This window comes from Novosphingobium album (ex Liu et al. 2023) (genome assembly GCF_029076845.1).
In the GTDB taxonomy this organism is placed as follows: Bacteria; Pseudomonadota; Alphaproteobacteria; order Sphingomonadales; family Sphingomonadaceae; genus Novosphingobium.
Genome location: NZ_JARESE010000047.1, coordinates 43,747 through 58,678 on the forward strand (window position 1 = coordinate 43,747; position 14,932 = coordinate 58,678).

Genomic DNA, 14,932 nt, shown 5'->3' on the forward strand with positions numbered 1-14,932 from the left:
CATCGTTCAACCCATCGTGACCAAGATCTCGTGCCTCTTGCCGTCATCCGGCAGGTCGAAGCGGAGCGGCCGCTCGGTGATGCCGGTGCCATCCATCGTCGCGGAGGCGACCCCGCGCGCGATACCGCCGGGATTGCCGACGCGAATGTCGAAGCGCGTCGAATCGCGGCGTAGGGCAATCTCGAAGCCCGGCCAGCCGTTCGGAATGCAGGGATCGAGATGGAGCGACGATCCTTGCAGGCGCAGGCCCAATATCTCTTCCATTCCGGCGCGATACAGCCACGCAGCCGAGCCTGTATACCAGGTCCAGCCGCCACGGCCCACGTGATCTGCCGCCGCATAGACGTCGGCTGAGACGACATAAGGCTCCACCTTGTAGCGGCGCAGGTCCGAGCGGTTGCGGGCGTGGTTGATGGGATTGAGCAGCGAAAAGAGCCCGGCCGCTTTCTCGCCTTCACCGAGCCGGGCGAGCGCGATGATCGACCAGATGGCGCCGTGGGTATATTGGCCGCCATTCTCGCGGATGCCAGGTGGATATCCCTTGATGTAGCCGGGATCGTGCGCGGTCCGGTCGAAGGGCGGGGTAAACAGCAGGGCCAGGCCGTCATCGCTGCGGATCAGTTCACGCTCGACGGCCGCCATGGCGCGGCTCGCCCGCTCCGCGTTCGCCGCGTTCGATATGACGGCCCAGGATTGGGCGATCGAATCGATCCGGCATTCGTCGTTTGCCGCCGAGCCGATCGCGGTGCCATCATCGAACCATGCTCGCCGATACCAACTGCCGTCCCAAGCCTCGCGCTCGATCGCCTCTTGCAGCTTCGAGGCTTCGGCGCGCCATTGGGAGGCGCGCGCGGCTTGGTTCCGCGCCTGCGCTATCGCCGCAAAGCGGGTCAGGGCCATGTGCGACAGCCAGGCCAGCCACACGCTTTCTCCCTTGCCCTGTTCGCCCACGCGATTCATGCCGTCGTTCCAGTCGCCGCCGCCGATCAGGGGAAGGCCGTGAGCGCCGCGTGCGAGGCTTGCGTCGAGCGCGAGCGCGCAATGCTCGTAGACGCTCGCGATGCGCTCGGAAACGGTGGGTGCAAAGAAGCTGTCATGCTGGTCTTCATTGAGTTTCGGGCCTTCGAGGAAGGGCATTGTCTCGTCGAGCAGCGAGGTATCGCCGGTCGTCTCGAGATAATGGGCGACGCAATAGGCGAGCCAGATCCTGTCGTCGGAGATCCGGGTGCGCACGCCTTGGCCGGAGTGCGGCAGCCACCAGTGCTGGACGTCGCCTTCGGGGAATTGCCGGCCTGCGGCGCGGATCAAATGCTCGCGGGTCAAGGACGGACGGATGGCCGCGAGCGCCATGCCATCCTGGAGCTGATCGCGAAAGCCGTAGGCGCCGCTAGCCTGATAGAAGCCTGAACGCGCCCAGAGCCGGCAGGCGATCGTCTGATAGAGCAGCCAGCCGTTGAGCATGATGTCCATCGAGCGATCCGGCGTCTTGACCCGCACCGTGCCGAGCAGATCTTCCCATTGCCCGTGAACCTCGGCCAGCACCGCGTCGAGGTCGGCATCGCGGTAGCGGGCGATGAGCGCGGAGGCGAGTTCCGGGCCGTCGGCGTCGCCGAACAGGATCACGATCTCGGTTTCGGCGCCGGGCGCGAGATCGACGGTAGTGCTCATCGCGCCGCAGGGATCGAACCCGGCTCCGACCGCGCCCGAAAGCCGGGCTGCGCCCGACAGGGCGATCGGGTCGGACAGGCAGCCGTTGCGACCGATGAACTCGCGTCGATCTGCCGTCCAGCTCGTTTGGCGGCCTCCAAGGTCGAGAAAAGCGACGCGGCGCGCGAAGGCCGCGTTCCATGGATTGCGTGCGAACATCGCGTTGAGTTCCGGGTCGATCTTGGTGCAGACAAATGGCGCGGCAGCCGCGCGGGACGTGCCGAGCACCCATTCCACATAGGCGGTTACCGACAGACGCCGAGCACTATTCGTCGTGTTGCGCAGCTTGAGCCGCGTGATCTTGATCGGATCCGCCACGGGCACGTAGACGAGCAGCTCCGACGCAATTCCGTGGGCCTCGTGCTCGAACCGGCTGTAGCCCCAGCCGTGCCGGGCGACATAGATGCCGGCATCGTCGCGAATGGGCAGCGCTGTCGGGCTCCAGAGCTCGCCGCTGTCCTCGTCGCGCAGGTAGACGGCTTCGCCCGGACGGTCGGTCACGGGATCGTTCGACCATGGGGTCAACTGATGCTCACGACTGTTGACCGACCAGCTGAAGCCGCAGCCTTCCGCCGAAACCTGAAAGCCGAACCCCTGATTGGCGATGACGTTGATCCAGGGCGCGGGCGTGGCCTGGCCGGGGCCGAGCGTGATGACATATTCATGTCCCTCATCGGCAAACCCGCCGACGCCATTGAACAGCTCCAGTTTGGGGGCGGTCGCCATGCGCGGTTGCGGTGCATGGCGAGATGTCTTGTTGGCCGCCGGCGTAGGCGCGGCCGGCTCCCTGATGCGGCCTAGCTGTTCGGCCAGTCCGCCCCCGTCGCCTGTAAGACGAACCCGCGCGGTCGATGCCAGCAGCGCGGATGTCTCCGACGGGATCAGATCGGCGCGCAGCACGAACACCTGGCCTGTCGCTCCCTCCACCGATACCGGCCGGCGCGCTTGGCTCGTGCGCAAGGTGTTCTCTATCGTGATCTGCAAATCCTGGACGTAGGAGGAGGCGCGTTCGTTCAGGATGACGAGGTCCACCTCGAGCCTGCGGGCGCGCCAATATTCCATGGCTTGCAGCAGTTGGTGAACGATCCTGATGTCCTCGACGTTCGCGATGCGCAGCAGGATGATCGGCAGGTCGCCCGAGATGCTCTGCGGCCAGAGACCCGATTGCGGTCCGGCGCCGCGGACGATCACCTCCGAGGACGGCCGCAGCGCCGGACCGGCATAGATGAGATGTCCTGCAAGGCGCTGGAACGCGCTTGCCTCATCCCGGTCGATGCCGAGATGATGGAGTTCCACCTGCGACTGGGTCCAGGCGAGCGTCACCGCCCGGCCGAACGCGCTGATGTCGTTGGTCTTGTCTACGGCGTCGATCAGGTCTTCCCGGGATTCGGCCACCAATGTCCAGAAGTCGATGCGCACGGCCGCGCCCGGGGCCAGGCGCACGCGCCGGCGCAGGACGAAGACGGGATCGAGCACCGCACCTGTCGACCGTGAGAGGAGGCGGCCGTCAAGCGCTGCCGCCGGAGTTCGAACACCGAGCCCGCGGCCGAGGAAACGGGCGCGGTCCGTCTCGAACTCCGCTTTCCCGACCCCCTCGCTCGACGCGACCGAATGATGCGCCGCCCAGATTTCGGGCTCGTCGGGTGATCGGCGGCGGCGCGTGGCGAGGATCGCACCCAGGCGGGCCACATATTCGGTCTCCACAAAGAGTTTCGAGAAAACCGGATGGGCAATATCTGCGGCCTGAGGAGCGATGGCGATCTCGGCATAGGACGTCACTTCGATTTCTCTTGGTCGCCTGCCATTGTTGGCAAGGGTCAGGCGGCGCACTTCGGCGTCGTCTTCCGTCGAGACCACCACCTCGAGTGTCGTGTGGAAATCGCCATCCTGGCGCGAGAATGTTGCGCGTTCTTCGCTGAATGCCACCGAATATTCGTCGGGTTCGGTGCTCGTCGGCTGGTGGGTTGCGGACCATAGCTGGTCGCTTTCGACATCGCGCAAATAGATGAATGATCCCCAGTCGTCGCAGGTGGCGTCCTCGCGCCAACGGGTTACAGCAAGGTCCCGCCAGCGGCTGTAACCCGACCCGGCGGCCGTGAGCATGACGGAATAGCGGCCGTTGGAGAGGAGGTGCGTGGCGGGGAAGGCAGCATGCGGGTCCGCCTCGCGCCATGCGGGCAACGCTTCGAACTCGCGGATGCGGGTATCGGGCTTGACGTCGCTCGCCCATGCTGGGGCGGCGGCGATCTCGCGCGGCATTCGCTCGTGGAGCAGCAGTTCGGTCGCGTGCACGATGGGCTCGGCATGGAAGCGTTCGCGCATCAGGTCGCCGAGCAGGGCATCGGCGATGGCGACGATCGTCATACCCTGGTGATGGGCCATGAAGGCGTGAACGACGGCGACTGTCTGTCCGTCCAGCAGGCGCCGCGGCGTGAAGTCGAGCGCCTCGAAGAACCCGAACCGACCGCGGGCGCCGTAAGTCGCCAGCCGTGAAAAATTCCGTGCGGCTGCGACCGGGTCGATGATGGCCGCGAGCGCTGTCGCGTATGGGGCGATGACGGCCTCTTCGCCCAGGCCGCGCTTGAGGCCGAGGTCCGGAATGCCGAAATTGGAATATTGGTAGGTATGCTCGAGGTCGCGCGCATTATAAGCGGATTCGGAGATTCCCCAGGGTGTCGCCAGGCTTCTGGCATAGTCGATCTGCTTGCGGATCACGGCGCGATTGGTGCGCCCGATGATGCTTTCACTGGGCGCGCGCATGATCAAGGCGGGCATGAGATACTCGAACATCGAGCCGGACCAGGACAATAGCGCCGCATCGCCGGCGACTGGCGTCACACTATGTCCCAGGCGGAACCAGTGCCGTGCGGGCAGGTCGCCCTTGGCGATGGCGAAGAAGCTTGCGAGGCGGGCTTCCGACGCGAGCAGGTCATAACAGCTTTCATCGAGTGCGCCGTCGCGCACCGCGAAGCCGATGGAAAGCAGCTGGCGCTCTTCGTTCAGGAGGAAATCGAACTCCATCGCCAATGCCATTTCCCGCGCCGTGCGGGCGATAGCCGTCAGGCGCGCGGCAAGCTCGTCGCTGGCTCCGATATCCCGCTGGTGGCTGGCGATCGAATGGCATACCGCTCGCGCCCAGAAGAGGATGTCCGCGGCATCCTCCCCCCGCTCGACCGCGAATGCCTTGGCAAGGTCGACGAGGAGTTCGGCCGGGCCGGCGAGCCGCTCGAGGCGGGCGGCGAGTGCTTCGCCCTCGGCCGCCGGCCGGTCCATTTGCACGAGAAGGAGGGCGAGCGCCTCATCGAGCTGGCGCCAGGTGACGGTTTCGGTCCGGCGGCGATCGCGCAGGGTTTCGACCTCTTCGCGCACGAGCGCAAGCGTGTCGGCGATACCGGCGATCCGTCTGGCATCTTCATGGGGCTGCCTGCACCAATCCTCGCAGGCTCCGGCGAGCGCGATGAGTTGGCCTGCAAGATTGCCGCTATCGACAGACGACACATATTGGGGGTCGAGTACGCGCAGGCTTTCGGTATCGTACCAATTGTAAAAATGGCCGCGGTACCGGTCGAGCCTGGCTATGGTTGCCATCGTGGCCTCGAGCCGCTCGATCGTATCGAGCGTTCCCAGCCAGCCAAAATCGTGTGCGCTCGCGGCGGACAGCAGATAAAGGCCGATGTTGGTCGGGGACGTGCGCCTCGCGAGGACCGGTGACGGCACCTCCTGGAAATTGTCGGGCGGGAGCATGTGGTCGCTCGGTGTCACGAAGGTCTCGAAATAGCGCCAGGTCTGCCGTGCGGTCAGACGGAGGGCCTGTCGATCAGCGTCGGCCAATGGACGTTCCGCGACCGCGCGCGAGGGCCGGCTCACCCATCGCGCGATCAATGGGGAAAGGACCCACAGGACCCCGAAGGGCGCTGCCAGATATACGGTTCCGTCCCCGAAATAGGCGGTTCCAGCGATCGCGACCGTGCCGATCACGACGGCGCCTGCCATCCACCCGCAGTAAGCGCCAATGGTGGGATCGCGGCCGATCGTCGCCTGCGCTGCCGGGGTCCATTGCAGGAGATTGCGCCGGGTGACGAACAATCGCAGCAGGGTTCGAACGACCGCATCGCCCATCAGCCAGGCCTGATGGGCGAGGAGTATGACGATCAGGAGGATCTGCGCGAGCGCGCTGCCGAAGTCGGAGAGGATTCTCGCAAAATGCACGCGGGTCGGAATCCCGGGATGCCGGCTCCAGACCGAGGCCAGGACCGGGGACAGGCTTGGCAAGGCGAGCGTTGCCAGGAAGAACAGCGTCCAGACCAGCGCGGCGTTGAACGGCAAAGCCCAGCCCGCGAAGAGCGCAAGGACGCAGGTCAAAGGCGTGACGGATCGGCGCAGATTGTCGACCATTTTCCAGCGACCGCTGGCCGGCATCTGGGCGGGCATGCGTCGGGATTGGCCCAGGAGCGGGCTCCAGCCGAGGATCCAGGGCAGCAACTGCCAATCGCCGCGAGTCCAGCGATGGTAGCGCAGCGATGCGACGTCATAGCGGGTCGGGAAAGACTCGACGACTTCGACGTCGGAGGCGAGACCGGTGCGGGCAAATACACCCTCGAACAGATCATGGCTGAGGAGGGTAGAATCCGGCACGCGGTCAGCGAGCACGGTTTCGAAGGCGTCGAGCGCATAGATGCCCTTGCCGGCATATGAGCCTTCGCCGAACAGATCCTGATAGACGTCGGAGACCGCCGCAGAATAGGGATCGATGCCGCTCGGACTGGAAAAGACGCGCTGATAGGCCGAGCCTTCGTCGCCGACTGGAAGGTTGGGGGTCACGCGTGGCTGGAGGATGGCATAGCCCTCGATGACGCGGCGCCTGGCGGGATCGACGACCGGTTGGTTCAGGGGATGCGCCATCTTGCCGATCAGCCGGCGGACCGTATCGGGGGGAAGGCGCGTGTCGGCGTCGAGCGTGATGACATAGCGGACGCCCTCGGGCGCTGCTGGCGGGCGGCCGTCGAGCGTCACGAAAGTCGTGTCCTGTTCGCCGCGGAGCAGGCGGTTGAGTTCGTGCAGCTTGCCGCGCTTGCGTTCCCAGCCAATCCACCGGCGTTGGCTCTCGTTCCAGACGCGGCGGCGATGGAGCAGCAGGAACCTGTTGCCGCCGGGCGCGGGTGGGTGTTTCCGGTTGAGGCCGGCGATGGCATCGATGGCCGCTTGCAACAACAGCTCGTCGCCCTCGACCGACTCGCTTTCCGCGTCGGTCCAGTCGGAGAGAAGCGCGAACTGGATGTCGCCGCTCACGCTCGCGAGATGATGGATCTCCAACTGCTCGACCTGCGCGAGGACCGCTTCGGGACGGGTGAGCAGCGTGGGCACGACGACCAGGGTGCGCAAGGATGCGGGAATTCCTTCCCGCAGCTCGAGGCCGGGGATCTGGGTGACGCCGAATTGGCGGGTCACGATCTGGTTCACGAGCGATACTGCCGAATCGATCGCCGGCACAGAGCCCAGCAACCCCAGCACGCCGAGCAATAGCCAGCCCATGTTCGCCTCGACATGGAAGATGACGGGGAAGCCCAGCAGTAGGAGAGCGACAAGCGCGCCCGCGCCGGCGTAGCCGCCGACGCCAAGCGCGCGATAGGCGCGGCTCACCAACGCCCACAAGGACGGACGATAGCCAAGAGCCGCTTCGAAGTCCGGGCGGCCTTCGGCGGTCAGGTAGTAACCAGGATCCTGGCGCCGCCGCTCGACCGCGCCCGCCGAGGCATCGATCGCCCGGTGCGCGACGTCCAGCTCCTCGCGGCCCGAGCCGCGGGCGAGCTTTTCGATGGAAGTGCGATAGAGGTTGCGTGTGGCGAAATCCATCTGGGCGAAATCGCAGTTCTTGGCGAGGACGAGATCGACCAGCGAAATGCGTTCGAAGAGGACCGCCCAATCCACGTCCGAAATGTGCCTCATGCTGGTTATGATGTTGCGCACCGTGACATTGGCCGCGATTTGCCTTTGCTGCTCGTCATGGATGGCGCTGTCCGTCGTCCGGCCGTCCGCCGCGAGCCGATCGTCGAGCCGGCCGAGCATGGCGGTAAGGGCTGGGCTCTGGTCTCGCAGACGATGGATTAGCTGCAGCGCCAGCGCATCGGAGGGCGCGGCCGGGCCGAGCTCGTCGATGAGGTCGTCTTCCGTCTGGTCGGCGGCCGGGGCGCTTAGCAGCCGGTCGGCGATCTCGTCGGCGATGCGGCGTTCGTCGCGGCTGTAGACGATGCGCTCGGCGATCCGCCGCAGGTTCTCTATCAGGATGATGCGCAAGGTGATGGCCGAGGCCCACAACTCGCCGATCGTCAGGGGCTGCACCTCCTGATAGGCATGGATGTAGGCGCACCAGGTGTTGCTGTCGAACCGGCTATCGGTGTGCGCGACGAATGCCCAGACCAGCCCGAAAACCCTTGGCAAACCTTGAAAAGGACCATCGGCGAGCTTGGGCAATTGCCGGTAATAGCCTGGCGGAAGATCGAGCCGGATTTCCCGGATCTGCCGTTCGACCAGATGGAAATTGTCGATGAGCCATTCCGCCGCCGGGGTGATGGCCGCCTTGTCGACGACGGCCGCGAGAATCGATCGATAGGATTGGATGAGGCTCGCTTCATTGGCCGCCAGGCGGTCGAGCAGGGGATGACCCAGTTGCCGATGCGGTTTGACGAGCTGGGCCTGCGCCAGGCTGCGCGCGTGCTCCTCCATTCGCTCGACGCTGAAGATGACCTCGCGGATGGCGGCGGTGTCGTTCCACGGCGGTTTGGAGTTCGTGCGTCCGAAACCCTTGAAGAGATCCCCGAGGCCAAAGATCGAGGCGGGAGGTTGCGCTCCATGAATGTCGCCGCGCTTCTGGCTCATGCCGTGCTCCCTCGCGCTTTCCGCCATTCTCCGTGGATCGGGGCGGGTGACGACCTGCGGCCTACCGGCTCACGAGCCTCGTCAGCGAACAGGAACATGTCCGCCAACGTATTTCCGACCTTGGGCGCCAGGGCGCGTTGTAGTCGGCGCCGGGCACGCAAGTGCCGGGTCTTGACGGTTGCCGCGTTGATGCCGAGGGTTTGGGCGACCTCTCCCACATCGCGTTCCTCGATCTGCCGCAAGATGAAGACCGTGCGGAACTGGGTTGGCAACTGATCGATCGCATCGTCGATGAAATGCTTGAGCTGGCGGCATGCAAACGCGCGTTCGGGAGAGCCCGACATCGATCCGCGCATCAGGCATGCGCTGTAATCTTCGAGCAGGGCGGTGGGATCTTCTTCGAGCCATGCTCGCCGACGGCGGCGACGGCGGGCTTGCGCAAGCGCCGCGTTGATGACGATGCGGGTCAGCCAGGTCGCAAGCGTCGACCTGCCCGCGAAGCCGCCAATGGCTGTGATCGCGCTCAGATAGGCACTTTGCACCGCATCTTCGGCATCTTCGCGATTGCCCAATATCCGCCATGCGGCCCGTAAAAGACGCCGATCGTTGCCTTGCATGACGAGTTGGAGCGCCGCAGCATCATGGTGTCCGGCGGCTGCGCTCGGTCCATGGTCGCAAAGCGCTTGGCGGCGAGGTTCGCCCGCGGCGATCATGCCATGTTCCCAAAGAGCGCGGCAGGACCTTCGAACACGATGACCTCCTTTCGAACGCGCATCGGCTGGCGGGATGCGTCGAGCGTCGCGACTGAGCGCGCGCGACATCGAAGAAGACTGCGCACTCAGTGAAGAAAGTTGCGAGGGCATGGTTCCGGGTCAGATCGGGCTATCTGCCGCCGCAGTGGTTATGGCTCCGAGGCCGTTCGCCGTTGGAGGACGAGACGGTTCAGAGCTGCGAAGCGTGCTGTGCTGCTGCCTGGATGAATTCCAAGACGCCGAACAGTTGGGAAATCATTGCGCTTCAACATTGTTCCGATCACTCGGTTTTCTGAGAACGACGCGGTGATTGCTTGAGGCAACGTCTCCAAAACTTTGTTGCCATCATCACCATCTTCTTGCTATTCTTATGAGGCAAGTGAATATTATTGGTATTTGAAATGAAAAATTCTGATATCAATACACGCGTCGCCCCCACAGCAGGGAAAGTGCTGGACGCGGGCCAACTGATCAGTCCCGCGGCCCTGGTCGAGGCTTATTATGCCGGGACGCCGGACCTGTCGCAGCCTTCGCAGCGCGTCCATTTCGGTACTTCGGGCCATCGCGGCTCTGCATTGCGCAACTCGTTCAACGAGCCGCACATCATCGCGATCGCCCAGTCGATCTGCCTCTATCGCAAACGACACGGGATCGACGGGCCGCTGTTCCTCGGTATCGACACCCACGCGCTTTCGCGACCGGCGCTGGCTACCGCGCTGGAGGTGTTTGTCGCCAATGACATCGTGACGATGATCGACGTGGACGAAGGCTACACCCCGACGCCCGTCATTTCCCACGCCATCCTCGCCTACAATCGCGGCCGAACGGAAGGGCTCGCCGACGGCGTCGTGCTTACGCCTTCGCACAATCCTCCGGAAGATGGCGGTTTCAAATATAATCCCCCGACCGGAGGACCGGCCGATGCGACAATCACGGGCTGGATCGAGGAGCGCGCGAACCGGCTGCTTGACGGTGGGGTTCGCGCCGTCGGACGCGTTCCCCACGAGCGCGCGCGGCGTTCGCCATGCCTGCGCCGCTGGGACTATATGCGTCGCTATGTCGACGATCTTGCCCATGTAATCGACATCGAGGCGATCAGGACGTCGGGAATGACGCTTGGTATCGACCCTCTCGGCGGGGCCAGCACCGCCTACTGGGCTGAGATCATCGCCACCTATGGCCTCAACGGCACGGTCGTCGAGACCAGGATCGATCCCACATTCGGCTTCATGACGGCGGACTGGGACGGAAAGATCCGGATGGATTGCTCATCGCCTTACGCGATGTCGCGGCTGATCGGCATGCGCGATCGGTTCGATCTGGCCGTCGGCAACGACACCGACGCCGACCGCCACGGCATCGTCACGCCGATCGGCGGCCTGATGCCGCCCAACCACTATCTTGCCGCCGCGATTGCCTATGTGTTCGAGCATCGCCCGGAGTGGAGTGCGCGCAGCGGAATCGGTAAGACGATGGTGAGCAGCACCATGATCGATCGTGTCGCGGCTCGTCTCGGCCGCCAACTCGTCGAAGTCCCCGTCGGTTTCAAATGGTTCGTCGACGGCTTGCACTCGGGCGCGCTCGGCTTTGCTGGCGAGGAAAGTGCCGGCGCCTCGTTGCTGCGGCGCGATGGCGCGGTCTGGACGACCGACAAGGACGGTTTGGCGCTCTGCCTGCTGGCGGTCGAGATCAAGGCGCGAACGGGACGCAATCCCGATGAGGTCTATCGGGGGCTGGCTCTTGAATTCGGCGAGTCCTGGTACGAACGCATCGATGCGCCGGCGACGCCGCAGCAAATGGACCGGCTGCGGCGCGTCGCGACCGATCAGGTCCGCGCGACCGAACTCGCCGGCGAGCCGATCGCGACAAAGCTCACCGCTGCGCGTGGCGGCGGCGCGTTTGGCGGCATCAAGATCTCGACCGAAACGGGCTGGTTCGCCGCCCGTCCATCCGGGACCGAACCGATTTACAAGCTCTATGCGGAGAGCTTTCGCAGCGCCGACCATCTGCGCGCTATTCAGCAAGATGCCGCGGTGATCGTCCAGGAGCTGTTCGGCGAGGACTATCCGCCCGGCAAGCCCGCCGGCTAGTCGTCTCCCGGATCGTCCCCAGACACCTGTCTTCCGCTTTCGGATCAAACGATTGTCGCATGCCGCGAGCGAGGCGCGGCGGTGCCGGAGGTCTCGCCGCGGGGCACGGGCTCACGGTGCGACAGTTGGCGATTGCGGAACGGCGGGCGGTTACAAGCCGCGCGTGAAGTCGCCGACCAGTCGCAATACGTCCTCCGGCGCCTCGCGGTGCGGCATATGGTGGCAATTCGCGAGCAGCACTTCCTGCACGGCGCCTGCCGCCAATGCGGCGATGCGATCAGGGTGTGCCCGTGAGCCATATTCGTCGTGATCGCCATGCACCGCGAGCACAGGGCAGCGAAGGCGTCGCAGGTCGTCGTCGAGCGACCAATCCGCGAACGAAGGCGCGAGCCACGTTCCGATCCACGCGTCGAGCACCCAGCGCGTCTTGGCGCCATGATATTTGGCCAGGCGCTCAAGCTGCGTTTCGTCCTGGAAAGTCTGTCGGGCTTGCTCGATCCCCGCGAGCGTTCGGTCTTCGGCAAATGTTTGGGCCGCGAGGGTGATAACCGCCTCCGTTTGCGCCGGGAACGCGGCGCCGGCGGCAATGGCCATGGCGCCGCCGACGCTATGGCCGAAGAGAAGCATGCGATCGGCCGCGAGCGCCTCGCGAATGTAGGGCAGGCCGGTGCGCGCCTCGTCTTGCACGAAATCGGGTTGCAGTCTTCTGGGGTTTGGGTCCGACCTGCCGAAACCAAGGCGGTCGTAGGCTATCGCGGGGCGGCCCGTCGCGGCGACAAGGCGTGCAGGGAAATCACGCCACTGATCGACTGAGCCGAGGCTGTCGTGAAAAAGAATGATTGGAGGTGCTTGGATAGCGTCTGCCGGTGGCCATGAACGCGTGAAAAGGCGGCCGTGAGGCGTCGCAACATAGGCATCGATGGGCGAGGGGTATTCCATGGCGCTTTCGTCGCAGAGCGGCGGATCGGCGAAAGCTGATCGGCCATTTTGACCGGCCCAGGGCGATTTGTTCTTGTGGGCTTTGCGACTTGTATGACCAGAACTCAGCCCTTCTGGACCGCCGGGTAGACGAGACCGGAGGCGCCGGCCCGGGCGGCAGCGGTCATCGTCGCCGGCTCTGCTTTGGATGTCCCCATGAGGTGGAAGACTGCCCTGTCCAGATGCAGCAGATAGTCGGCGATGATCCTGCGGTGACACCGCCACCAGACCGCCTCGGCGCACATGATCGCGCAGCGACGACTGGCGGCGAGTTCGAGCAGCCGATCCAGCCCCGCACGAAACTCGCCGGACAAGGCGTAATCGGCATAATTGTGGAAGCTCTGGTTGATCCAGAAACCGTTGACTTCGGGTGGAATGGTGCGGGATTTCTTGCGCAGCCCGCCGAGTTCCGGGATTTGGTCGTATCCGATCTGGCAGGCGGCGAGGGCGGCGGGCAGGCTATCGCGGTTATACTGCGGGTTGGCCCGCGAGCGCGATAGGCTGCGGACATCGACGACGGCTGCGATCTGGCCGACCCTTAGCAATTCGACGAAGTCCGCGATCGATTTCGTCGAATGCCCGATCGTGAAGGTGGGATTGCCGTTAGCCGCCGAGCGGTCAGACCCGCGTGTTTTGTGCGTCATCGCTATGCTGTCCGGCCTCGTTCAGCTCCGGCCAGATCTGCCGGAGCTCGGATCGCAACGCGGGAAGTACCTGCTTTTCGAACCACGGATGATTTCGCGCCCAGATTGCCGAGCGCCACGACGGGTGCGGGAGGGGAAACCATCGCGGAAGATAGGCCGCGAAATCGCGCACCCGTTCGGTCAGCGCGCTGGCTCCCAGCACATGATTTTGCGCGTAGCTTCCGACCAGGAGAGTGAGGCGCAGATCGGGCATCTGTGCGAGCAGGCGTTCTCGCCAGAGCCGCGCGCATTCCGGGCGCGGCGGTGCATCGCCGCTGCCCGAGCGCCCCGGATAGCAAAGGCCCATGGGAACGATGGCGATATTGGCCGCGTCGTAGAACTGATCGGGCGTTATTCCCATCCATTGCCGCAGCCGGTCGCCCGACGCATCGGAAAAGGGAATGCCGCTGGCATGGACCTTGGTGCCGGGGGCCTGGCTTGCGATCAGGATCCGTGCGGTCGCGGACATTTGCACAACGGGTCTCGGACCGAGCGGCAGGAGATCACCGCACGCGCGGCATGCCCGGACTTCCATCAACAACGCTTCCAGCTCTGTCACTTGTCCTCCGCCTCGAGCGGCAACATGTGGGTATGGGCCTTGTCCGCAGAATGTTTCCTGAGAATTGCGACGGCGCGTTCTTCGCTGGCGTGGTCCCGAACGCGCACCCATAACAACAGGCCCCCTCGCACGATCTGTTCCTCAAGATATTGCGCATGATGCTGGCCGAGCCGTTTGGCGAGCACCGAACCAACGAGGCCGCCGGCGCCTCCAGCGAGCGCCGCGCCGACGATAACGGCGAGCAGGGTGCCGCCAGTGGCCACGATCGCGCCGACCGCGGCGATCGCCCCCACATAGACGAGGCCGCCGATGATTCCGCCCTCCGCGTCTCCTATCGCCTCGGTGGAAACAAAGGCGGTGCGCGGCACCTCGGGATCGTCGGCCAGTATGTCTACCCGGGAATACCGATGACCCAGCTTCTTCTCCACGGTGTGTTCGCTGGCCAGCAGGCTGAGCTCGGCACGGTGGAAGCCCGAACTCAGCAGCTCGTCTATCGCATCCACCAGCCCCAACGGGCTGTGGAAGATGCCGACTGCTTCTCGCGACACATCGGCCGCCTGATCAATTTCCATGGTTGCTCCTTCCAGATCGTGGTGCCTTGGGCACGGACAGTGAACAGTTGATCAGCGCGCCGGATAAGCAAGACGGCTTCACCGTCCGCATGTCCCGGCAGCATGGTCCCTTCCGGCAGCGATGCGCGTGGGACGCCGAGGCTGAGATCGGGTCCGGACACTGCAGAGGTTTCGGTGCTCATGCGATGCTCCTGGGCGCCATTGGTGCTCGCCTGATCGCTCGATCATGCCGGCAGGCGCCGATTGCTCTCCTTGCTATTGATTGCGCCTAGTCCAATCGGTTCCCGATAATAGACGACAAATCCGATCGCACATGGCCTGGCGCTCATCGGGCGGAACCGTTCTGTTGGAGATAGGCAATGACATCGGCGCGATCCTGCGGTGATGCGAGACGAAATCCCATTGCGGTGCCGGGCACCATCAGGGTCGGCGCCGTCAGCCAACGATCGAGATTGGCGGGGGTCCAGACAATGTTCGAAGAGCTCAGCGCCCTGGAATAGCGAAAGCCGGGAGCCGTGCCGGATCGCCGTCCGACGACGCCACGATGTGCCGGGCCGACGCGATTGTTGTCGAGCGAATGGCAGGCTCCGCATTTCGTCCGGTAGAGATCGCCGCCCCGGGCGGCATTGCCACGCGGAGCGGCGGAGCCTGCGAGCAGCGCGCCGCCGATCACCATCCCCATCCCGAGGACGAGCACGCGCATCGTCGGCCGAAA

At 64.7% G+C, this 14,932-nt stretch carries 8 protein-coding genes; 1 reads left to right on the forward strand and 7 read right to left on the reverse strand.

The annotated features are described in order from the left end of the window. Positions 1-6 precede the first annotated feature (6 nt). Both PYV00_RS13940 and PYV00_RS13945 read right to left on the reverse strand, forming a co-directional pair. The gene (locus PYV00_RS13940; protein WP_275228886.1) at positions 7-8,583 is read right to left on the reverse strand and encodes a GH36-type glycosyl hydrolase domain-containing protein; all 8,577 of its coding nucleotides are present in this window, start codon (positions 8,581-8,583) and stop codon (positions 7-9) included. Then, complete coding sequence (locus tag PYV00_RS13945; RefSeq protein ID WP_275228887.1) at positions 8,580-9,296, reverse strand: sigma-70 family RNA polymerase sigma factor; 717 nt, start codon at positions 9,294-9,296, stop codon at positions 8,580-8,582. Before PYV00_RS13945 ends, PYV00_RS13940 begins: the two co-directional genes overlap by 4 nt. Positions 9,297-9,724: 428 nt before the next feature. Between PYV00_RS13945 and pgm the strand changes: the two genes are divergently transcribed. Next, on the forward strand, positions 9,725-11,425 hold the full coding sequence (gene pgm / locus PYV00_RS13950) for a phosphoglucomutase (alpha-D-glucose-1,6-bisphosphate-dependent) (RefSeq protein ID WP_275228888.1): 1,701 nt from the start codon (positions 9,725-9,727) through the stop codon (positions 11,423-11,425). 150 nt (positions 11,426-11,575) lie between these two features. On the opposite strand, the gene PYV00_RS13955 is transcribed toward pgm, so the two are convergent. From PYV00_RS13955 to PYV00_RS13975, 5 genes are all read right to left on the reverse strand, one after another. Continuing rightward, positions 11,576-12,364 (reverse strand): alpha/beta fold hydrolase, encoded by a 789-nt coding sequence (locus tag PYV00_RS13955; protein WP_275228889.1) that lies wholly within the window; start codon positions 12,362-12,364, stop codon positions 11,576-11,578. A gap of 104 nt (positions 12,365-12,468) precedes the next feature. Beyond that, positions 12,469-13,047 carry a DUF488 family protein gene (locus PYV00_RS13960; RefSeq protein WP_275228890.1) on the reverse strand — a complete coding sequence of 193 codons (579 nt, stop codon included), beginning with the start codon at positions 13,045-13,047 and terminating at the stop codon, positions 12,469-12,471. Continuing rightward, complete coding sequence (locus PYV00_RS13965; protein ID WP_428981642.1) at positions 13,022-13,621, reverse strand: uracil-DNA glycosylase family protein; 600 nt, start codon at positions 13,619-13,621, stop codon at positions 13,022-13,024. Before PYV00_RS13965 ends, PYV00_RS13960 begins: the two co-directional genes overlap by 26 nt. Positions 13,622-13,641: 20 nt before the next feature. Next, the gene (locus PYV00_RS13970) at positions 13,642-14,217 is read right to left on the reverse strand and encodes a hypothetical protein (protein ID WP_275228892.1); all 576 of its coding nucleotides are present in this window, start codon (positions 14,215-14,217) and stop codon (positions 13,642-13,644) included. A 325-nt stretch (positions 14,218-14,542) separates the two neighbouring features. Beyond that, complete coding sequence (locus PYV00_RS13975) at positions 14,543-14,920, reverse strand: c-type cytochrome (protein WP_275228893.1); 378 nt, start codon at positions 14,918-14,920, stop codon at positions 14,543-14,545. Positions 14,921-14,932 lie beyond the last annotated feature (12 nt).